This window comes from Nocardioides sp., from assembly GCF_036503465.1.
Classification (GTDB): Bacteria; Actinomycetota; Actinomycetes; order Propionibacteriales; family Nocardioidaceae; genus Nocardioides.
Map to the genome: position 1 here is coordinate 52,672 of NZ_DASXWU010000060.1, position 19,164 is coordinate 71,835.

The following is a 19,164-nucleotide window of genomic DNA, read 5'->3' on the forward strand; positions in this document are numbered from 1 at the left end:
GTCCTCATCCACGTCTTCCACCGCCGAAGCGGTTGCAAGAGTCCTTTCGAAAGAGTACTTTCGACGGCATGCCGAGCACGAAGGGGGAGCGCCGTGACGACACGACGCAAGGGACAGGCGAAGCGACGGGCGAAGCGACGCGCCCGTCCGCAGGACCCGCACGAGAAGGGGACGCGGCAGCGCCGGGAACGTCGTACCGACGACTGAGCGACCCGCGCGAGCTCGCCGCGCTGGCCCACCCGGTGCGGCTCGGAATCATGGAGCTGCTCACCGTGGACGGACCGCTCACCGCCACCGAGCTCGCCGACCGGCTCGACGAGACCCCGGCGAACTGCTCGTGGCACCTGCGCAAGCTCGCCGAGCACGAGTTCGTCGAGGAGGCCGGAGGCGGGATCGGCCGGCAGCGCCCGTGGCAGGTCCGCTCCGTCGGGCTGGCGTGGGACGACGTGGCCGCCACCCCGGGGGAGCTCCGGGCGGGACGTGCGCTGGAGGAGATGCTCCTGCAGCGCCAGGTCACCCGCTTCCAGCAGGCACGTGCGCAGCTACTCGACGACGGGGATCGCGACTGGGCGGAGGCCGCCACCAGCACCCAGTACGCCAGCTGGCTCACGGTCGACGAGCTCGACGAGCTCAACCTCGAGATCCGCGCCGTGCTCGAGCGGTACGCCGACCGACTCACCGACGCGTCGAAACGCCCCGGCGGCTCACGGCTCTGCGAGCTGGTCGCGTGGGGGGCACCGCTCCTCCTGCCCGGCGTCGAGGCGGTTCCCGCCGACGCGACGGGCACGGAGGACCGGACGGATGACGACGCGGCGGACGCCTCATGAAGCAGGCCTTCCGCCAGCCCGGCTTCTCGCGCCTGTACGCCGGCCTCACCACCTCGATGTTCGGCGACTCGGTGATGCTGCTGGTGCTCTCGATGTGGGTGAAGTCGGTGACCGGGTCCAACGGCATGGCCGGCCTGACCTTCTTCTTCATGGTCATCCCGGCACTCTTCGCCCCCCTGCTCGGCATCTGGATCGACCGGCTCAAGCGTCGGCCACTGCTGGTCTGGGGCCACGTCGCCTCCGGCGTCGGCGTGCTCCCGCTCGTCCTCGTGCGCGGTGAGGGACAGGTCTGGATCATCTGGGCGGTCGCGATGATGTACGGCGCGTCGTTCGTCATCCTCCCCGCCGCCCTCAACGGCCTGCTCAAAGAGCTGATGCCCGAGGACATGCTGGTCGACGCCAACTCCTCGCTGCAGACCACGAAGGAGTCCTTCCGCCTGTTCGGTCCGCTGATCGGAGCGCTGCTGTTCACCTGGCTGGGCGGATGGGCGGTCGCCGTGCTGGACGCGGCGTCGTTCTTCCTGGCCGCGATCGTGATCGCGACCATCGCCGTGCAGGAGCAGGCACCGGAGCGGGAGGACTCGCACTTCTGGCAGCAGATGACCGCAGGCCTGCGCCACCTGGCCGCCGACCGGGTCCTCGAGCACACGCTGGTCGGGTTCGGGATCTGCATCCTGGTGTTCGGCTTCGCCGAGTCGGCCGTGTACGCCCTGCTCGACGGGTTCGACAAGCCGGTCACCTGGGTGTCCGCGATCGTGACCGCCCAGGGCATCGGCGCGATCGGCGGCGGCCTGTCCTCGAGCGCGGTGGTGCGCCGGATCGGCGAGGTCGCCGGCTGTGTGGTGGGACTGTTCGTGGCGGCCGTCTCGATCCTGGCGATGGCGGCCGCCCAGCAGTTCTGGGTGGTGCTGGCGATGGCCGTCGTGATGGGGGCGGCGATGCCGCTGATGATGGTGGCGTTCATGACCCTGATCCAGCGCCGCACACCGCAGGCGATCATGGGCCGGGTCTCGGCCGCCGTCGAGGTCGTGATGGCGGCCCCGCAGGCGATCTCGCTGGCGGTCGGGTCGCTGCTGGTCGTGGTGCTGAGCTACCGCACGATCTTCGTGATCATGGGCGCGGTGACGCTGGTGGCGTCGGCGTACATCGTGACCATGCTCCGCGACCAGATCGCCGACGACGTACGCCGTCCGGTCGCCGACGGCCCGGAGCCGGTCGTGACCGGCTCGCCCGCGATGGACCCGGCGGTCCTCGCGGGTGCGCCTGCCCAGGCGGTAGAGACAACCGTGACCGAGTCGTGACCCGGACCGGGAAGGATTCCGCCGGGTGTCACGTTCGGCCCGCCACGAACGTCTGACAGAGAAGGGGAACAACCCGTACGTCGTCCGGCGTTCGGGAAGGATTCCGGGACGGTCGGCCGGACGACCGGCAAAGCGTTGGCCCGCTGTCGGTGGCAGTCCCTAGGCTCTCGGAACCAGACACACGCAGAGGAAGTTGTGACGGATGAGCACTGAGATCGACGCCCACGTGGGCGGAGTGGGCGAATCGACCGGCGCTACCGACGGCAGGCTCGACAAGCGGGTGATGCTGGTCGCCGGGGTCGTGGTGCTCGGCGCCGTGATGTCGATCCTCGACATCACCGTCGTCGCGGTCGCGCAGCGCACCTTCCAGGACATCTTCGGCAAGACCCAGGCCCAGGTGGCCTGGACGGCCACCGGCTACACGCTGGCGCTGGCCACCGTGATCCCCCTGACCGGGTGGGCCGCCGACCGGTTCGGCACCAAACGCCTCTACATCCTGGCCATCGTGCTGTTCACCGCGGGATCCGCGCTGTGCTCGACGGCGGCCAACCTCGAGATGCTGGTGACCTTCCGTGTCCTCCAGGGTCTCGGCGGCGGCATGCTGATGCCGCTCGGCATGACGATCATGACCCGCGCGGCCGGCCCCGAGCGGCTGGGCCGGGTGATGGCCATCCTCGGCGTGCCGATGCTGCTCGGCCCCATCTTCGGCCCGATCCTCGGCGGCTGGTTGATCGACATCGCCTCGTGGCACTGGATCTTCCTGATCAACGTCCCGATCGGCATCGTCGCGGCGATCTATGCGTGGCGCGTGCTCGACCGTGACGAGGTGCACCCCTCGGAGAGCTTCGACTTCGTCGGGATGCTGTTGCTGTCGCCAGGGCTGGCTCTGTTCCTGTACGGCGTGTCCTCGATCCCGGCCGCCAAGCAGCAGCACGGCACGATGTTCACCGCCCAGGTCGTGATCACCTCCCTGATCGGGATCGCCCTGGTGGCGGCTTTCGTCCCGTGGGCGCTGCGCAGGCACAACATCCACCCGCTGGTGCAGCTGCGGCTGTTCACCAACCGGTACATGACCGTCGCGGTGCTGACCATGACCCTCTTCGCGATGGCGTTCTTCGGGGCCTCCCTGCTGTTCACGCTCTACTTCCAGCAGGTGCGCGGCGAGTCGCCGTTGAGCTCCGGCTGGCTGGTGGCGCCACAGGGCTTCGGGGCGATGCTGACGATGCCGATCGCCGGCTTCCTGGCCGACAAGATCGGCCCCGGCAAGGTCGTGCTCACCGGGCTGGTCCTCGACACGCTCGGCATGGCGATGCTGATCCCCGTCGACGACAACACGTCGTACGGCTACATCATCACCGCGTTCGTCGTGATGGGGCTCGGCATGGGCTCCACGATGATGCCGGTGTTCACCGCGGCGTTGGCCAGTCTCAAGGACCACGACATCGCCCGCGGCTCGACACTGATGAACATCACCCAGCAGATCGCCATCTCGATGGGGACGGCGCTGTTCTCGGTGCTGCTCACCAACGCCTACAACAGCCACTCCAAGAGCGTGCTGCCGACGCTGGCGATCCAGAACGGCGCCGACCCGGGCAAGCTCGGACTGTCGCCCGACCAGGCCAAGGCCGTGATGTCCCAGGGCCTGCACTTCATGGGCCAGTCCTTCGGCGGAGTGTTCCTGGTCGCGACCGTGCTGGTGGGGCTCTGCCTGGTGCCCTCGTTCTTCCTGCCGCGCAAGCCGCCGGAGCACCACGTCGACCCCGCCGCAATGGTCTGAGACGGATGGAGCGGCGAGCCGCGGGAGCGCTCACCCACCCGCGTCGGTGAACGCCTCTCCGGCCAGGACCGGCACGACCTCGCTGACGTCGACAGCCGCCGCGATCTCGACGTCGCGGCGGAAGCCGGCGACGCTCAGCTCGCGGCCGCTCGCGCAGGCGGTCAGCGCGGTCGCGAGGTCGTCGCGCACGACGTCGTACGCCGCCACCGCGAGGCGCGCCTCGGGGCTCGTGTCCCGGGCGCCGAGCGCCGTCAGCACAGCGCCGGCGCCCCAGAGATCCTCGGCCGCCGGCCGCAGCGACCCGTCGGGCCATCGCTCGCCGGCCGCCACCACCGACAGCCGACCGGTACACGCGGACAGCCACCGCCCGACCGCCGAGGCGTTGCGCAGGCACGCGCCGACCACCTGCACCCCGGCGTCCGCCAGCGCGAAGGAGATGGCCGACCCGTTCGGCGACGGGAGCACCACGCGCCCGATCCCGGAGACCCCGGCGAACGAAGCCGGCGACAGGCTCACCGCTCCGTCCGACAGCCCCGCGCGTCTGCCCCGGGCGAGCACCGCACCGCGCTCCTCGGCGTAGGCGGGTGCGTCGGCCGCCGCCCACGGATAGGGGTAGACCTCGATGCCGGCCTCGACCGCGACCGCGAGCGTGGTCGTGAAGGAGAGCACGTCCACGACCACGGCGACGTCGCCCGCCTGCGCGTCCGCGGTCAGCGCCCGGGCGCCGGCGAGACCGTAGTCGAACCGGACGCGGTAGGCCGCCTGTCCGTGCTCCGCCGATGAGCCGGCCGATGTGCCCGCCGTCACCAGATGCGGACGCGGGCCTCGGGATCGAGCCAGAGCCCGTCGCCCGACCCGGTGCCGAAGGTGGCGTGGAACTCGTCGAGGTTCCGCACGATGTTGGCCCGGAACTCCGACGGGCTGTGGGGGTCGATGGTCAGGTACTGCTGCGCCAGCTCCTTGCGGCGCTTGGTGCGCCAGCAGTACGCCCAGTTGAAGAAGAGCGTCTGAGCGTCCTCGAGCCCGACGTCGCCGTCGCGGGCGATGCTGTAGGCCATCAGCGCGATCGTGAGGCCGCCCAGGTCGCCGATGTTCTCGCCGACGGTCAGCGCGCCGTTCACGTGCTCGCCGGGCAGGTCGCGCGGCTCGAACCCGTTGTACTGCTCGATCAGCGCCTTCGACTTCTCCTCGAAGCGCTCCTTGTCCTCTGGGGTCCACCAGTCCTCGAGGTTGCCGGCCCCGTCGTACTGAGCGCCCTGGTCGTCGAAGCCGTGCCCGATCTCGTGGCCGATCACGGCGCCGATGCCGCCGTAGTTCTCGGCCATCTCGGCGTCGGGGCTGAAGAATGGCTTCTGCAGGATGGCCGCCGGAAAGCAGATCTCGTTCATGCCCGGCCTGTAGTAGGCGTTGACGGTCTGCGGGAGCATCAGCCACTCCTCGCGGTCGACCGGCGCCCCGACCTTGGCCAGCTGGCGCCGCGTCTCGAAAGCGTTGGCGGAGAGGACGTTTCCCAGCAGGTCGTCGGGCTTGAAGTCGAGCTCGGAGTAGTCGCGGAACTTCTCCGGGTAGCCGATCTTGGAGCGGAACATGTCGAGCTTGGCGAAGGCCCGCTGCTTGGTCTCGTGGCTCATCCACTCGAGCGCGGTGATCGACTCGCGGTAGGCGCGCAGCAGGTTGCCGACGAGCTCCTCCATCATCGCCTTGGACGCCGGCGGGAAGTGCCGGGCGACGTACTCACGTCCGACCGCCTCCCCGATCCCGCCCTCGACGACGGCCACGCCGCGCTTCCAGCGTTCGCGAAGCTGCGGGGTGCCGCTGAGGGTACGGCCGTAGAAGTCGAAGTTGGTCTCGACGAGCTCGGCCGGGAGGTACGGCGCGGCCGAGCGGACGACGCGCATCGCCAGCCAGGTGCGCCACTGCTCGATCGGCACCTCCTCGAGCGCCGTCGACAGGTGCTGGAGGTACGACGGCTGCCGGACGCAGGTCTCGGCGATGGTCCGCTCCGAGCCACCCAGGTTGCGGACGAAGGCCTCCCAGTCGAACGCCGGGCAGAGTTCCTTGAGCTCGGCGAGAGTCATCAGGTTGTAGGTCTTCTGGATGTCGCGGGTCTCGGCCCGCTCCCAGTGGCCCTGCGAGAGCCGGGTCTCGAGCTCCATCACGGTGCTGGCGTCTGCCTCGGCGTCGGCGCGTCCGACCAGGCTGAACATCCGGGCCAGGAAGGCGACGTACTTCGCGCGCACCTCGGCGAACTTCTCGTCGTGGTAGTAGGACTCGTCGGGCAGTCCCAGCCCGCCCTGCGCGAGGTTGACCAGGCAGCGGTCGGAGTCCTTGGCGTCGACGTCGACGTACACCCCGAACGGACCGCTGCCGCCGACCTGCTCGAACTCGCCGAGGAACGCCGCGAGGTCGCGGACGTCGCGCAGGCTCGCCACCGCGTCCAGCAGCGGCCGGATCGGCTCGATGCCCAGGGACTCGACCGTGGCCTCGTCCATGAAGGAGGCGTAGAGGCAGGCGATCCGCATGGCGTCGCCGTCGAGCTCCTGCTCGCCGTTCGCCACGCGCTCGGCGAGCTCCTCGATGATCGCGCGGACCTGGGTCTCGGCGACGTCGGCGAGCATGACGAACGGTCCCCAGCTGCCCTTGTCGGCCGGGATCTCCGTCTCCTCGACCCAGCGGCCGTTGACGTGGCCGAACAGGTCGTCCTGGGGACGGACGGACAGATCCATGCCCTCGCGGGCGTCATCGAGCGTGCTCACCTGCAGGAGCGTAGACGAGGGCACGCCGCAGGCCACGGCGCGGACGACGGGTCGGCTCCAGGGCCGGAACGGCCGGGACGGATAGCTCTTGATACTGCCGCCAAGTATCAAGAAGTATCGGAGCCGTGGACGCAGCGCTTCCCAACCCGTACACGCCCGGGGAGGTCCCCCGGGTCCTGGCCGGCCGGCGTACCGAGCTCGGACGCATCCGCGACCAGCTGGGCCGGGTCGGGACGTTCGGCGAGATCGGCGGGCCGATGCTGGTCTTCCACGCGCCCCGCGGGCTGGGCAAGACGTCGCTGCTGCGGGCTGCGCAACGCGATGCCGAGGAGTCCGGTTTCGTGACGGCGTGGGTGGCGTGCTCCCGCCAGCGTCCGTTCCTGCCCGAGCTGGTCCGGGCAGTCGCGCGCGCGCTCGAGCGGGCCGAGGTGGTGCCGGCCGACGAATCGGCCCGATGGCACTCACGCCTGGACCGGATCGGCCTCCAGCTGGGCGTTCCCGGCGTCCGGGTCACCGGGGAGATCGCCAGGACTCCCCCGGCGGAGCCGACCTCGGCGGCGCCGATCGCGGCGCTCGAGGACCTCCTGCACGACGCGGCGACGCGGGTCCGCAGCCGCGGCGGCGCCGGTCTGCTCGTCTTCGTCGACGAGCTGCACGCGGCGTCCGCCGACGACATGTCGGTGCTGCTCAACGCCTGGCAGAACCTGGCCGGCGACCGTGAGCACAACCCGTTGGCGCTCGTGACCGCCGGGCTTCCGGTGACGCCGGAGGCGCTGACCCGCGCGGCGACGTTCGGCGAGCGCAGCGCGTTCGTGGCCCTCGACGTGCTCGACGAGCCGGACGCCCGGGCTGCGCTGGTTGAGCCGGCCCGGGCCAGCGAGGTGTCGTGGACGGAGGACGCGCTCGACCGGATCGTGGGTGAGGCCCGGGGATATCCGTACTTCCTGCAGCTGATGGGCAGCACGACCTGGTCCGCCGCGGCCCCTGGTACCGGAGACACGATCGGGCTCGCCGAGGTCGAGGCCGGCCTGCCAAGGGCCGGTGAACAGCTGACGGCGATGTATCGCGCCCGATGGGGAGCGGCCACCGAGAAGGAGCAGGCGTTCCTGTCCGCGATGGCCGCGGCCGGCACCGACAACGTGACACGGGCGCAGATCGCCACCGCTCTCGGCCAGGACACCCGGTCGATCAGCGTGCCCCGCGAGCGCCTGATCGAGAAGGGCGTGATCGAGCCCGTCGGTCACGGCCTGGTGCGCTTCACCATGCCCGGCTTCGGCGCCTACGTGCGAGCGAGAACTGGTTGAGGTGCCCGCGAAGCTGGCCGTCAGATCCCGCCAAGTTCAACGCGGCTGAACGATGCGGTTGAGCTCGAAGTGCATGGGGTCGGTCCAGTGCCAGACGCCGCCCCAGGTGAAGCCCCACTTCTGGAAGATCGCGACCACCTGCCGGTTGATCTGCCCGACCGTGCCGCGTTGGTTCTCCGGCACGTTGAGGTCGAAGGCCAGGCCGAACGCGTGGTTGGACAGCGTGGTGGTGCCGGCGATGAAGCGAGGTACGTAGCAGCCGCCGTACTGGTCCGGGTGGATCGCGGAGCTGAGCCCGTCGGCGACGATCTCGTCGAGGGCGGCGCGCAGCTGCGGGAACATCTGGGTGTTGCAGGTCATCGGGCCGATGATCGGCATGGTCTCGGTGGCGATGTGGCTGTTCACCCACGCCTGCTGCGGGGCGATCCGCCCCCCGCCGAGCACGGAGTAGCTGTAGGAGCCGACCGCGTCCGACGCGCTGCCGACCAGGAACGCCGTCTGCACGGCCTTCGGGTCGAGCCCGAGCCGCGCGGCGACGTCGAGGCGCTGCACCGACGCCGCGTGCCCCACGATCCGCTGGAGAGGCTTGCGGATCGACGCGGGGGTCCGGATCCCGGTCGAGACCAGCAGGGCGTTGCCCTTGCGCATTCCGAGGGTCTTGATCCAGGTGTCGTTGACGACGGCGTCGACCTGCGGGATCTGCGGCGAGAAGACCCCGACGTGGATCTGCGGCGCGTCGGCTCGGGCGCCGAGCCGGACGTAGCCGTCCTTCGCGACCTGCTTGCTGAACCCCGACCGCAGCGCCATCTCGCCACCGGCGATCCGGTTCCACTCCGGCTGGTACTGCGCGACCGTGGACGACGAGCCCTTGGTGAAGATCGTGTCGGTGTTGAAGTTCCGGTACGTCGCCGGGTCGACAGCGGCGACGTTGATCGCGTGGTCCTGGATGCTCACCTGGGCCAGGCTGAACCGCTCGACCCGGGTCACCCCCTGCAGCTGCCGGATGCGGCGCACCATCGGGTCGCTGAGCGGGTGCTTGCGGAAGATCAGGATGTCGGGGGTGTGCAGCGGGGCCCGGAACGGACCGGGCCGCCGGACCGTGTGATCCTCGCTCGCGGAGGTGGACGACGCTAGATCCGTCGGTTCTCCGGAGGAGTCGGTGCTTCCCGGCGCCGCGCTGCTCGCCGGCTCGCCGGACACGCGCGACGACGGGTCCCCACAGGCCGCCAGTGCGAGCACGGGGAGCAGGCAGGCGGCTACCACGGCGCGGCGTCGTGCCCGAGCTCCCCCCATGAATGACAAGGGTAGTGGCGAGGTGGATGGCCTCCGGACGGATCAGTGACCCCGGGTGGGGCACTCCAACTGGGTGCTCGACGCGGGTCGCTCCCCCTCGGCCTCGCCGTCCCCTGTCGCGAGCGGCCCGTGGGTGATCGTCAGCCAGGAGATGACGCCGCCGGCCGCCAGCATCGCGGCGCACACCAGCAACGCCTTGCCATAGGCGTCGTCGAACGCGGCCGCAACGGCGTACTGGTCCCCCGAGAGGCCGACCGCCACCGGCAGCGCGGCGACCGCGAGCAGCGACCCGGCGCGGGCGACCGCGTTGTTGACGCCGCTCGCGATCCCGGTCCGGTCCTCAGGAGCGGCCGCGAGCACGGTGGAGGTCAGCGGCGCGACCATCAGCGCGAGGCCGAGCCCGAACACGCACACCGGTGGCAGCACACCCGTCCAGTACGACGTGCCGGCACCGACCAGGGAGAGCCAGGCGACGCCGACCGCCATCACCAGCGGTCCCACCGTCATCGGGATGCGCGGACCGATCCGCGCACCCAGCTCGCCACCACGGGCGGCGAGGAACAACATGATCACGGTCAGCGGCAACGTGGCGAGGCCTGCCTCGAGTGCGCCGTACCCGCCGACCGTCTGAAGGTCGATGACGAGGAAGAACATGACCGCGCCCAGCGCGGCGTACACCAGGAGGGTCATCGCGTTGGCGGCGCTGAAGTTGCGGCTCGTGAACATTCCCAGGGGCATCATCGGGTGGGCCGAGCGATGCTCCACCACCAGGAAGGCGACTCCTGTGGTGATGCCGACGCCGAGTGCCGGGAGCGCGTACGACGTGCCCCACTCGATCAGGCAGTAGGTGAGGCCGGCCAGGAAGAGCGCGGCCAGGACCGCGCCGACCACGTCGAACGGCCCGTCCGCCTGTGATCGAGTCTCCGGGACGTACTTGAGCGCGACCACGACCGTGATCGCCGCGAGCGGTGCGTTGATCAGGAAGATCCAGCGCCAGTCGGCGTACTGCACCAGCCCGCCGCCGACGAAGGGGCCGATCGCGGCCGCGATGCTGCCCAGCCCCGACCACGCGCCGATCGCCCGGCCCCGGTCGGCGCGGGCGAAGACCGCCTCGATGATCGCCAGGCTGCCCGGGGTGAGCAGGGCGCCGCCGATCCCCTGAAGGACGCGGGCGCCGATCAAGAGGGTGGGGTTCGGCGCGACGCCGCAGAGCACGGACGCGACCGCGAACCAGACCACCCCGATCAGGAACACCCGCCGCCTGCCGATCCGGTCGCCGAGCGCCCCGCCGAGCAGGATCAGGCTGGCCAGCAGGAGCAGGTAGCCGTTGGTGATCCACTGGAGCTCGGCGAGCGAGGCGTCGAGGTCCTTGCCGATCGTCTTCAGCGCGACGTTGACGACGGTGCCGTCCAGCATCGCCATGCCGGATCCGAGCACCGCGGCCAGGATCACGCCGCGGCCGGCTGTCGACGAGTACTCGACGGTGCCCGCACCCACGCTCTGCGTCATGGCCGTCCCGACGGTTGCAGGGCCCGGCTCGAGATCCAGGCGATGTCGTCGGCGGTGTCGGCCGGCTCGCCGATCGGGTGGACGACGTGCGAGAGCACCAGCCGGACGACCATGTCGATGGCGGCGCCGAGGTGCCGGTCGTCGATGTCGACGCGGTACGCCGCGACGCGTCTCTGCACCACCTGGCTCGCGGCCAGGACCAGCGCGTCGTTGCGGGTGGTCAGCAGCGGCAGCAGCTCGGTCTCCGCGCCGTACGACGCCGACACGACCGCCTGCAGCAGGGCGTTGCTCCGGGCCAGCTCGAGGACGCCGCGCGAGGCGGCCCGGATCGCCTCGACCAGGTCGGTGGGCTGTTCGTCGAAGGCGGCGTCCACGACGGCGAGGAACTTCGCGAGCTCGGCGAGCACCATCTCCTCGGCCAGCTGCGGCTTCGACCCGACCTCGTTGTAGACGGTCTGCCGGGACACGCCGACCCGGTGGGCCAGCTTGCCCATGGTGACGCCGGCCCAGCCGACGTCGAGGGTCAGCTCCGCGGCCGCCGCGACCACGCGCTCGTGCGTGGTCCGGGCCGGGGCGGTGGTCACCCCGCCAGTCTAGGAACTGCCTCGGCCGGTCACGGCCGGCTCGACAGGGACGAAGTCGACCTTCTCCCGTACGCCGCAGTCGGGGCAGCACCAGGTGTTCGGCACGTCCGACCAGGCGGTCCCGGCCGCGAACCCCTCGCGCTCCTCGCCGGCCACCACGTCGTAGGTGTAGCCGCAGCCGGGGCACCGCCACGCCAGCGCCTCGTCCACACCGGTGGGTGAGGGAGGCGACCCGGTGGTGGCGTCGGTGGTCGAGGTAGGCGCCTCGGCGCCCGTCTCGACACCACCGCTGCCGGCGTCGCCGTACTTCGCCAGGATCGTGTCCCGCTTGCGGGGGCTGATGTTGGCGCGGCTGATGTCGCCGCCGAAATGGGCGAGCACGCGGGGATCCATGACCCGGCGCCAGACGGCGGGGACGATGGCGAGCACGATCATCCCGGCGTACCCGGTCGGCAGCACCGGGCTCTCCTCGAAGTCGCGCAGCGACTGGTAGCGCCGCGTCGGGTTCGCGTGGTGGTCGCTGTGTCGCTGCAGGTGGTAGAGCAGCACGTTGGTGGCGATGTTGTTGGAGTTCCACGAGTGCGAGGGATCGACGCGCTCGTAGCGCTGTCGCTCGCCGACGCCGACCTTCTGACGGAGCATCCCGTAGTGCTCCATGTAGTTGACGACCTCGAGCAGCGAGAAGCCCACCACCGCCTGGATCACCAGGTACGGCGCGATGCCGGGGCCGAGCCAGACGACCAGCGCACCCCACAGCACCGCCGACATCAGCCAGGCGTTGAGCACGTCGTTCGACAGCTGGAACGGGTGCTGCTTGCGGCGGGCGATCCGCTTCTTCTCGAGGTTCCACGCAGACCTCAACGAGCCCCCGACCGTGCGCGGCCAGAACTGGTAGAAGCTCTCGCCGACCCGTGCGGAGGCGGGGTCCTCAGGCGTCGCGACGCGTACGTGGTGGCCGCGGTTGTGCTCGATGTAGAAGTGGCCGTAGAAGCTCTGCGCCAGCGCGATCTTGGACAGCCAGCGCTCGTTGGCCTCTTTCTTGTGGCCGAGCTCGTGGGCGGTGTTGATGCCGATGCCGCCGATGCAGCCGATCGAGATCGCGATCCCGACCTTGTCGAGCGTGCTGAGGTCGACGTGGGTGATCAGGTACATCGCACCGACGAACCCGGCGTACTGGATCGGCAGGAAGAGGTAGGTGATCCAGCGGTAGTAGCGGTCCTTCTCCAGCATCTCGATCACGTCGTCGGGCGGGTTGGAGCGGTCGAGCCCCGCGATCAGGTCGATCGCCGGGACCACACCGAGAATCACGACCGGGCCGATCCAGAACCACACGCCCCAGCCGGTCAGCTGCCACATCCCGATCGCGATGAAGGCCAGGGACGGCACCACCAGCCCGATCAGCCACAGGTACCGCTTCCGGTCACGCCAATGCTCGGTCGAACCCTGCGGCACGGTGCTGTTCGCGATCCGGGACGTCATGTCTGGCTCCTGCCTCGTGGAGATCAGGTTTACATCACGATACGATTTGTAAACCAGGCTGGCAAGGGTCCGGACATATCGGGTGGTTGCGTCCGCGCGTCCGGGACGGGGAGATTGGCCTCATGACGGCAACGGGTGCGGGGCTTCCGTTCGGCATCGACTTCGGCGGCAGCGGCATCAAGGGAGCCCCCGTAGACGTCGCGCGCGGTGAGTTCGCCACCGACCGTGTCCGGATCGACACGCCGGACCCCTCCACCCCCGAGGCCGTTGCGGAGGTGTTCGCATCGCTCCTCGCGATGTTCCCGACGTCCGACGCTCCGGTCGGGGTCACCGTGCCCGGCGTCGTCGTGAAGGGCGTCGTCAACTCGGCCGCCAACATCGACAAGCACTGGATCGGGGCCGACGCCGACCGGTTGTTCACCGACAAGACCGGACGCGACGTCCACGTGGTCAACGACGCCGATGCCGCCGGGCTCGCCGAGGTGCGGTACGGCGCGGCGAAGGGCCGGCGCGGCCTGGTGATCGTCACCACGCTGGGCACCGGCATCGGCTCGGCGTTGGTGTACGACGGCGTCCTGGTGCCGAACTCGGAGCTCGGGCACCTCGAGATCGACGGTCACGACGCCGAGAAGCGCGCCGCGGCCAGTTCCCGCGAGCGCGAGGACCTCTCCTGGAAGGACTGGGCCAAGCGGCTGACGACGTACTACCGCAAGCTCGAGGACCTCTTCTCCCCCGAACTGTTCGTGGTCGGCGGGGGCGTCAGCAAGAAGTCGGAGAAGTTCCTGCCCCTGATCGACATCGACACCGAGATCATCCCCGCCCGGCTGCGCAACGCGGCCGGGATCGTCGGCGCCGCGCTCTACGCCACCGAGACCTCCGACTGAGCTAGGCGGTCGGCGCGAATTCCCCGCCTAAGCGGGGAATTCTGCACTTGTTGGAGGAAATCTCCCGCACTCAGTGCCGAGTTCCCCGCCTGAGCGGGGAATTCGCGCCCGCCGCCTCACACCTCAGCGGCGAGCTCCTTCTCGATGTCCTCGACCAGCTCGGCCGGGGCGGTCTGGGGGGCGTAGCGGTCGACGACCGTGCCGTCCCGGCCGATCAGGAACTTGGTGAAGTTCCACTTGATCGCGCCGCCGAGCAGGCCGCTCTTCTCGCTCTTCAGCCAGGTGTACAGCGGGTGGGTGTGCTTCCCGTTGACCTCGACCTTGGCGAACATCGGGAACGAGACGCCGTAGCTGGTCTCGCAGAACGACGCGATCTCGTCCTCGGTCCCGGGCTCCTGGTGGCCGAACTGGTCGCACGGGAAGCCGAGCACGGTGAAGCCGCGGCCGGCGTACGTCTCGTACAACCGCTGCAGTCCCTCGTACTGCGGCGTGAACCCGCACTGGCTGGCGGTGTTGACCACCAGCACCACGTCACCCAGGTAGGTCCCGAGCTCCTGGTCCTTCCCGTCGATCGTGGTCGCGGTGAAGTCGCCCAGGGTGGTGGCCACGCTCATGAATCGGCTCCTCGGATGGCGGCGGCGACGGCCTTCGGTACGTCGGGGTGGAACACCGTCGGGATGATGAAGTTCGCATTGAGCTCGTCGTCGCCCACGACGTGGGCGATCGCGTCGGCGGCCCGCAGCAGCATCTCGACGGTGATCTCCTTGGCCCGGGCGTCCAGCAGGCCACGGAAGACGCCGGGGAAGGCGAGCACGTTGTTGATCTGGTTGGGGAAGTCCGAGCGCCCGCTGGCCACGACCGCCGCGTACCGCTCGGCCTCGGCCGGGTCGACCTCCGGGTCGGGGTTGGCGAGGGCGAAGACGACGGCGTCCTCGGCCATGTCGGCGATCCACTCGGCGGGCAGGATGCCGGGAGCGCTGACGCCGATGAACACGTCGGATCCGCGCAGCGCGTCGTGCAGTCCGCCGCGCAGTCGTGACGCGTTCGTGCGGGTGGAGAGCTCGGCCATGGCCGGACTGAGCGTCTCGTCGTCGGCGGAGAGGATGCCGTCCTTGTCGACGACCACGACGTCGCCCGCTCCGCCGGCCAGGAGGACGGTGACGATCGCGGACCCGGCCGCGCCCGCGCCGGCCACGACGATCCGTACGTCGGCGAGCTTCTTGTTCACGCAGCGCAGCGCGTTGGTGAGAGCGGCGTGCACGACGATCGCGGTGCCGTGCTGGTCGTCGTGGAAGACCGGGATGTCGAGGCTCTCGCGCAGCCGGCGCTCGACCTCGAAGCAGCGCGGTGCGGCGATGTCCTCGAGGTTGATCCCGCCGAACCCGGGCGCGATCAGCTCCACGGTCCGCACGATCTCGTCGGTGTCCTGGGTGTCCAGGCAGATCGGCCAGGCGTCGATGTCGCCGAACCTCTTGAACAGCGCGGCCTTGCCCTCCATCACCGGCAGCGCGGCTCCGGGGCCGATGTTGCCCAGCCCGAGCACGGCGGACCCGTCGGTCACGACGGCCACCGAGTTGCCCTTGATCGTCAGTCGGGAGACGTCCTCGGGGTTCTTGGCGAGGGCAGCGCTGACCCGGCCGACGCCCGGTGTGTAGGCCATCGAGAGGTCATCGCGCGTGCGCAGCGGAACCTTCGAGGTGACCTCGATCTTGCCGCCGATGTGCAGGAGGAAGGTCCGGTCGCTGACCTTGTGCACGTCGACGCCGTCGACCTCGCGGACCGCGGCGACGACCACCTCGGCGTGGTCGGCGTCGGCGGCCGAGCAGGTCACGTCGACCACGAGCCGGTCGTGGCTCGAGTCGGCGACGTCGATCGCGGTCACGATCCCGCCGGCCTTGGCGATCGCCGTGGCGACGGCTCCGACGACGCCGTGGTCGGGAGCGGTGTGCAGGCGCATCGTGATGGAGTACGACGACGGGGTGGCCGACATGCTGCTCACACTAGCCGCGACCCGAGGCCACATCCCGATCCCTCCGCGACCTGAGCAGGACGGCCGCGAGCAGGACCAGCGCGACGACCTGGGCGCCGGCGATCGCTCCGGCCAGGACGCCTCGGTGAACGTCGTACAGCCAGCCGGCGAGGGCACCGCCGGCCAAGGCAGCAACTGCCTGGAACGCCGCGAAGGCGCCGTACGCCGTAGCGAGCCGCGCTGCGGGGACGAGGTCGGCGACGAGCGCCTTGACCGTCGAGTCCTGGACCCCGGTCGCCGCACCCCAGAGCAGCACCCCGGCGACGGCGACGGCGACGTGGTCGGTGAACACCAGCACGGGGACGACCGCCACGACCACAGGCAGCACGAGCAGGGTGCCCCCTCCGACGCGGTCGTAGGCGAAGCCGGTGCCGAGGGAGGCCACCGCCTCGGCACCCATCGCGGCGGCGTACACGACGGGCACCAGGGCGGCTGTGACGAGATGCTCGTGGACGAGGTGGAAGGAGATCACGCCGAAGGTCATGAGCCCGACCGTCGTCAGCGCGCAGGCCACGGCGTACACGTAGAACCGGCGCGGCAGGGCGACCAGCGGCGCCTGCTCGGACTCCTGCGCTCGCGGTGGGTCGCCGACGTAGCGATGCATCCAGGTGAGTACGCCGAGTGCCACGGCGCCGGGGACCGCGAGGACCAGCAGGCCGGCCCACTGGTGGGTGGTGAGGGCGACGACGCCGGCGACCAGCAGCGGCCCGAGGAACGCGCCGGTCTGGTCGAGCGCCTTGTGCACGCCGAAGCCGCGGCCGCGGCCGACGTTGCGCGCGGCGACCGCCAGCAGCACCGACTTGGCCGGGCTGCGGATCGCCTTGCCGGTGCGCTCGAGGAGCACCATCGACGCCCCGAAGGCGAGCCCCGCGGCCCCGAGGGCCGGGGCGAGCGCCATCAGCGGGACGGCCAGGGCGGTGAGGGCGTAGCCGAGCACCATCCAGCGCCAGTAGCGGCCGGTGCGGTCGGCGCCCGGACCGGAGAACAGCCGGAACCCGAGTGCGGCCGCTTCCCCGGCGCCGGTGACCAGACCGACGGTCAGCGCCGACGCGCCGAGCGAGGCGAGGAACGGTCCCGTGATCGAGCGCGCGCCCTCGTAGACCAGGTCGACGAGCAGGCTGACCACGCCGAGCCAGAGGACGGTCCGCCAGCCCGCCCAGCCGCGCCGGTCGAGAACGGTCTCAGACATCGCGGGTACGCCGGTGCCAGGCCCAGGCCACACCGATCGCGATGACCGCGACGATCACACCGCTGGTCACGCCGAGGGCATGGGTGATCGTGCCGATGGAGTGCGCCGCGAAGTAGCCGAGCAGCACGCAGGCGCTCCCCCACATCACGCCGCCGATCACGTTGAACACGAGGAAACGGCGGTAGCGCATCCGGCTCGCCCCGGCCAGGCCCGGCATCACCGCTCGCAGGAACGCGGTGAAGCGACCCATCACCACGGCCCGTCCGCCGCGGCGCCGTAGATAGGCCTGAGCCTGCTCGATCCGTTCCGGGTGGTTGCGGAGGATGGGTGCCCGGACCAGGCGCGGTCCGAGCACCCGGCCGACCTCGAACCCGACGCTGTCCCCGATCACGGCCGCCACGAACACGACGCCGAGGACCAGCAGCACCGACACCTTCCCGGCGTCGGCGAGCACCCCGCCGTACACCACGGCGGTCTCGCCCGGCAGCACGAAGCCGAAGAAGAGAGCCGCCTCGCCGAACACCAGGATCGCGATGATCAGCAGCGCGATCGCGGGCGGTACGGAGAGCAGCGTGTCGACGACCTTCTGGAGCATCAGCCCACCAGCTGTGCGCGTACCTGCGCGCGCCCGCCGACGGCGATCGGGTTCGCGTGCTCGCGGAGATGGATCCGGACGTCGCGATCGCGGAGGGCCAGGACGACGGAGGACGGACCGGACTGGGCGACCTCGCCGTTGATGACGTAGCTGCCGTCGTCCTGCTTGTCGAGGATCGACCCCTCCTCGCCGCTGCGCAGGTCCTCCAGCGCGACCCCGATGAGCGTGGGCCGCCGGAAGCGTCCGCCGCGCCGCCACGACAGCACGACCAGGAGGGCGATCAACGCGTCCGCGACCAGGGTGATGATCAGCGGCGCCCAGCTCCGGACCTGTCCGTCGACATGGAAGGAACCGGGCTGTCCCTTCAGGACGCGCACGTCGAGCTCGTGTGACCGTGCGGCCCGCACCCCGACGTCGTGGTGCACCTTCACCGTGCGCACCGTCTGCTTCTCGTCGACGTCCTTCGGCAACCGGAAGGTGACGACGGCGTCGTCGCCGGCCGCGCTCACCCCCACCACGGACGCGGTGACGAGCACCCCGTCGGTGGCCGCGCGGTGCTGCTGCCACTCGTGGAGCACGTACGGGACGTTGATGATCGCCAGCGCGAACAGGACCACGACCACGCGCCCCCAGCGCACGCCGTCCCGCCGCCTGCCCATGGGCGCCAGTATGAACGGTCGTCCATGGCGCCGGTCCGCCGAGAGCGACCACCGCCGTACGCTGCGTCACCGTGGGCGACGACCACGACCTTCCGGACCCGACGCTCGGGGTCTTCGACACCTTGCTGGTACGTGACGGGCACCCGGTCGCCCTCGAGGCCCACGTCGCTCGTCTGGGCCGCTCGGTCCGTGAGCTGTACGGCGTACCGGTCGAGGAGTCGGCGCTGGCGACGCGGATCGGAGCGGACGCCGAGGGTCCCGGCAGCGCGCGGGTGCGCACGTCGTACGACCCGACCAGCGGTGTGTGGCAGGTCGACGTCGTGCCGATCGAGGAGCCGGGCCTCGAGCCGCGGACCGTCGCCCTCCGGCGTGTCCGCCGCGGACTCGGCACCCACAAGTGGGTGGACCGCCGGCTGGTGGCGGACCCCGGTGCGGCCGACGACGTGCTCCTGGTGGACTCTGCGGACCAGGTGCTCGAGTGCGGCACCGCGAACGTCATCGCGGTGATCGGCGGAACGCTCGTCACGCCGCCCCTCGACGGGCGGATCCTTCCGGGGACCGTCCGCGACCGCGTCCTCGACCTGCTTCGGAGCGAGGACAGAGCGCCGGGCGAGCGACCACTCTCGACCGCCGAGCTCGCCTCGGCCACCGAGGTCTTCACCACCAGCTCGATCCGCGGCGTCCAGCCCGTCGTGGCGTGTCCGAGGGTGGGAGCATGGCCGGTCGGACCGTGGACGACCAGGCTCCACGACCGGATGCGCACGGCCTAGATCCGTCGGGTTGCCAAGCCCCAGGCAAGTCGCGGAAAACTTTCGGGCAAGGTCTTACGCTGCCGGAAGATCTGCCGTTGAATCTTCCCAGTGGCCAGGATCTTCGGATCGGGCACACGGCCAGCTCGTACACCGGGGGGATGTCCGGGCTGATGGAGGTTCGCTGACCGCCCGGGGGGACGGCAGGCGCCAAAGCCCCCGCTCGTAT

General features: G+C 70.5%; 17 protein-coding genes. 6 read left to right on the forward strand and 11 right to left on the reverse strand.

Annotation, left to right across the window (positions count from 1 at the left end; genetic code table 11):
• Positions 1-68 precede the first annotated feature (68 nt).
• The 3 genes from VGK78_RS12190 to VGK78_RS12200 all read left to right on the forward strand — a co-directional run bounded on the left by VGK78_RS12190 (position 69) and on the right by VGK78_RS12200 (position 3,905).
• On the forward strand, positions 69-827 hold the full coding sequence (locus VGK78_RS12190; RefSeq protein WP_331527912.1) for a helix-turn-helix domain-containing protein: 759 nt from the start codon (positions 69-71) through the stop codon (positions 825-827).
• Positions 824-2,128, forward strand: a complete 1,305-nt coding sequence (locus VGK78_RS12195) for an MFS transporter (RefSeq protein WP_331527913.1) — start codon at positions 824-826, stop codon at positions 2,126-2,128. The genes VGK78_RS12190 and VGK78_RS12195 overlap by 4 nt, the downstream gene beginning before the upstream one ends.
• 202 nt (positions 2,129-2,330) lie before the next feature.
• Complete coding sequence (locus VGK78_RS12200) at positions 2,331-3,905, forward strand: DHA2 family efflux MFS transporter permease subunit (RefSeq protein WP_331527914.1); 1,575 nt, start codon at positions 2,331-2,333, stop codon at positions 3,903-3,905.
• A 30-nt stretch (positions 3,906-3,935) separates the two neighbouring features.
• On the opposite strand, the gene VGK78_RS12205 is transcribed toward VGK78_RS12200, so the two are convergent.
• Positions 3,936-4,712 carry a 2-phosphosulfolactate phosphatase gene (locus VGK78_RS12205; RefSeq protein WP_331527915.1) on the reverse strand — a complete coding sequence of 259 codons (777 nt, stop codon included), beginning with the start codon at positions 4,710-4,712 and terminating at the stop codon, positions 3,936-3,938.
• Positions 4,709-6,661 carry a M13 family metallopeptidase gene (locus tag VGK78_RS12210; RefSeq protein WP_331527916.1) on the reverse strand — a complete coding sequence of 651 codons (1,953 nt, stop codon included), beginning with the start codon at positions 6,659-6,661 and terminating at the stop codon, positions 4,709-4,711. The genes VGK78_RS12205 and VGK78_RS12210 overlap by 4 nt, the downstream gene beginning before the upstream one ends.
• Before the next feature lie 125 nt (positions 6,662-6,786).
• On the opposite strand from VGK78_RS12210, the gene VGK78_RS12215 reads away from it, so the two are divergent.
• Positions 6,787-7,965 (forward strand): ATP-binding protein, encoded by a 1,179-nt coding sequence (locus VGK78_RS12215; RefSeq protein ID WP_331527917.1) that lies wholly within the window; start codon positions 6,787-6,789, stop codon positions 7,963-7,965.
• 36 nt (positions 7,966-8,001) lie between these two features.
• Here VGK78_RS12215 and VGK78_RS12220 read toward each other — a convergent pair whose 3' ends face one another.
• From VGK78_RS12220 to VGK78_RS12235, 4 genes are read right to left on the reverse strand one after another with little or no spacing between them, the layout of a single operon-like run.
• Complete coding sequence (locus VGK78_RS12220) at positions 8,002-9,258, reverse strand: M15 family metallopeptidase (protein WP_331527918.1); 1,257 nt, start codon at positions 9,256-9,258, stop codon at positions 8,002-8,004.
• Between the two features lie 42 nt (positions 9,259-9,300).
• Entirely contained in the window at positions 9,301-10,767 is a 1,467-nt protein-coding gene (locus VGK78_RS12225) for an MFS transporter (protein ID WP_331527919.1), read from the reverse strand.
• Positions 10,764-11,351 carry a TetR/AcrR family transcriptional regulator gene (locus tag VGK78_RS12230; protein ID WP_331527920.1) on the reverse strand — a complete coding sequence of 196 codons (588 nt, stop codon included), beginning with the start codon at positions 11,349-11,351 and terminating at the stop codon, positions 10,764-10,766. The genes VGK78_RS12225 and VGK78_RS12230 overlap by 4 nt, the downstream gene beginning before the upstream one ends.
• 9 nt (positions 11,352-11,360) lie before the next feature.
• On the reverse strand, positions 11,361-12,830 hold the full coding sequence (locus tag VGK78_RS12235; protein ID WP_331527921.1) for a fatty acid desaturase: 1,470 nt from the start codon (positions 12,828-12,830) through the stop codon (positions 11,361-11,363).
• Between the two features lie 122 nt (positions 12,831-12,952).
• On the opposite strand from VGK78_RS12235, the gene ppgK reads away from it, so the two are divergent.
• Positions 12,953-13,714: a polyphosphate--glucose phosphotransferase gene (gene ppgK / locus VGK78_RS12240; RefSeq protein WP_331527922.1), complete on the forward strand. Its 762-nt coding sequence runs from the start codon at positions 12,953-12,955 to the stop codon at positions 13,712-13,714.
• A gap of 116 nt (positions 13,715-13,830) precedes the next feature.
• Here ppgK and VGK78_RS12245 read toward each other — a convergent pair whose 3' ends face one another.
• Genes VGK78_RS12245 through VGK78_RS12265 form a run of 5 tightly spaced genes read right to left on the reverse strand, consistent with a single transcriptional unit; the run spans position 13,831 to position 18,186 of the window.
• Positions 13,831-14,328, reverse strand: a complete 498-nt coding sequence (locus VGK78_RS12245; RefSeq protein ID WP_331527923.1) for a glutathione peroxidase — start codon at positions 14,326-14,328, stop codon at positions 13,831-13,833.
• The gene (locus tag VGK78_RS12250; protein ID WP_331527924.1) at positions 14,325-15,704 is read right to left on the reverse strand and encodes an NAD-dependent malic enzyme; all 1,380 of its coding nucleotides are present in this window, start codon (positions 15,702-15,704) and stop codon (positions 14,325-14,327) included. The genes VGK78_RS12245 and VGK78_RS12250 overlap by 4 nt, the downstream gene beginning before the upstream one ends.
• A gap of 10 nt (positions 15,705-15,714) precedes the next feature.
• On the reverse strand, positions 15,715-16,932 hold the full coding sequence (locus VGK78_RS12255; protein WP_331527925.1) for an MFS transporter: 1,218 nt from the start codon (positions 16,930-16,932) through the stop codon (positions 15,715-15,717).
• Complete coding sequence (locus VGK78_RS12260; RefSeq protein ID WP_331527926.1) at positions 16,925-17,527, reverse strand: DedA family protein; 603 nt, start codon at positions 17,525-17,527, stop codon at positions 16,925-16,927. Before VGK78_RS12260 ends, VGK78_RS12255 begins: the two co-directional genes overlap by 8 nt.
• The gene (locus VGK78_RS12265) at positions 17,527-18,186 is read right to left on the reverse strand and encodes a hypothetical protein (RefSeq protein ID WP_331527927.1); all 660 of its coding nucleotides are present in this window, start codon (positions 18,184-18,186) and stop codon (positions 17,527-17,529) included. The genes VGK78_RS12260 and VGK78_RS12265 overlap by 1 nt, the downstream gene beginning before the upstream one ends.
• A gap of 71 nt (positions 18,187-18,257) precedes the next feature.
• Between VGK78_RS12265 and VGK78_RS12270 the strand changes: the two genes are divergently transcribed.
• Positions 18,258-18,956: an aminotransferase class IV gene (locus VGK78_RS12270; RefSeq protein ID WP_331527928.1), complete on the forward strand. Its 699-nt coding sequence runs from the start codon at positions 18,258-18,260 to the stop codon at positions 18,954-18,956.
• Positions 18,957-19,164: the final 208 nt, after the last annotated feature.

Bases quoted from the DNA above. Each gene is read 5' to 3' on its own strand.
- VGK78_RS12250 (WP_331527924.1), bottom strand. From the start codon at position 15,704: ATGTCGGCCACCCCGTCGTCGTACTCCATCACGATGCGCCTGCACACC.
- VGK78_RS12225 (WP_331527919.1), bottom strand. From the start codon at position 10,767: ATGACGCAGAGCGTGGGTGCGGGCACCGTCGAGTACTCGTCGACAGCC.
- VGK78_RS12235 (WP_331527921.1), bottom strand. From the start codon at position 12,830: ATGACGTCCCGGATCGCGAACAGCACCGTGCCGCAGGGTTCGACCGAG.
- VGK78_RS12190 (WP_331527912.1), top strand. From the start codon at position 69: ATGCCGAGCACGAAGGGGGAGCGCCGTGACGACACGACGCAAGGGACA.
- ppgK (WP_331527922.1), top strand. From the start codon at position 12,953: ATGACGGCAACGGGTGCGGGGCTTCCGTTCGGCATCGACTTCGGCGGC.
- VGK78_RS12200 (WP_331527914.1), top strand. From the start codon at position 2,331: ATGAGCACTGAGATCGACGCCCACGTGGGCGGAGTGGGCGAATCGACC.
- VGK78_RS12260 (WP_331527926.1), bottom strand. From the start codon at position 17,527: ATGCTCCAGAAGGTCGTCGACACGCTGCTCTCCGTACCGCCCGCGATC.
- VGK78_RS12220 (WP_331527918.1), bottom strand. From the start codon at position 9,258: ATGGGGGGAGCTCGGGCACGACGCCGCGCCGTGGTAGCCGCCTGCCTG.
- VGK78_RS12255 (WP_331527925.1), bottom strand. From the start codon at position 16,932: ATGTCTGAGACCGTTCTCGACCGGCGCGGCTGGGCGGGCTGGCGGACC.
- VGK78_RS12195 (WP_331527913.1), top strand. From the start codon at position 824: ATGAAGCAGGCCTTCCGCCAGCCCGGCTTCTCGCGCCTGTACGCCGGC.
- VGK78_RS12245 (WP_331527923.1), bottom strand. From the start codon at position 14,328: ATGAGCGTGGCCACCACCCTGGGCGACTTCACCGCGACCACGATCGAC.
- VGK78_RS12265 (WP_331527927.1), bottom strand. From the start codon at position 18,186: ATGGGCAGGCGGCGGGACGGCGTGCGCTGGGGGCGCGTGGTCGTGGTC.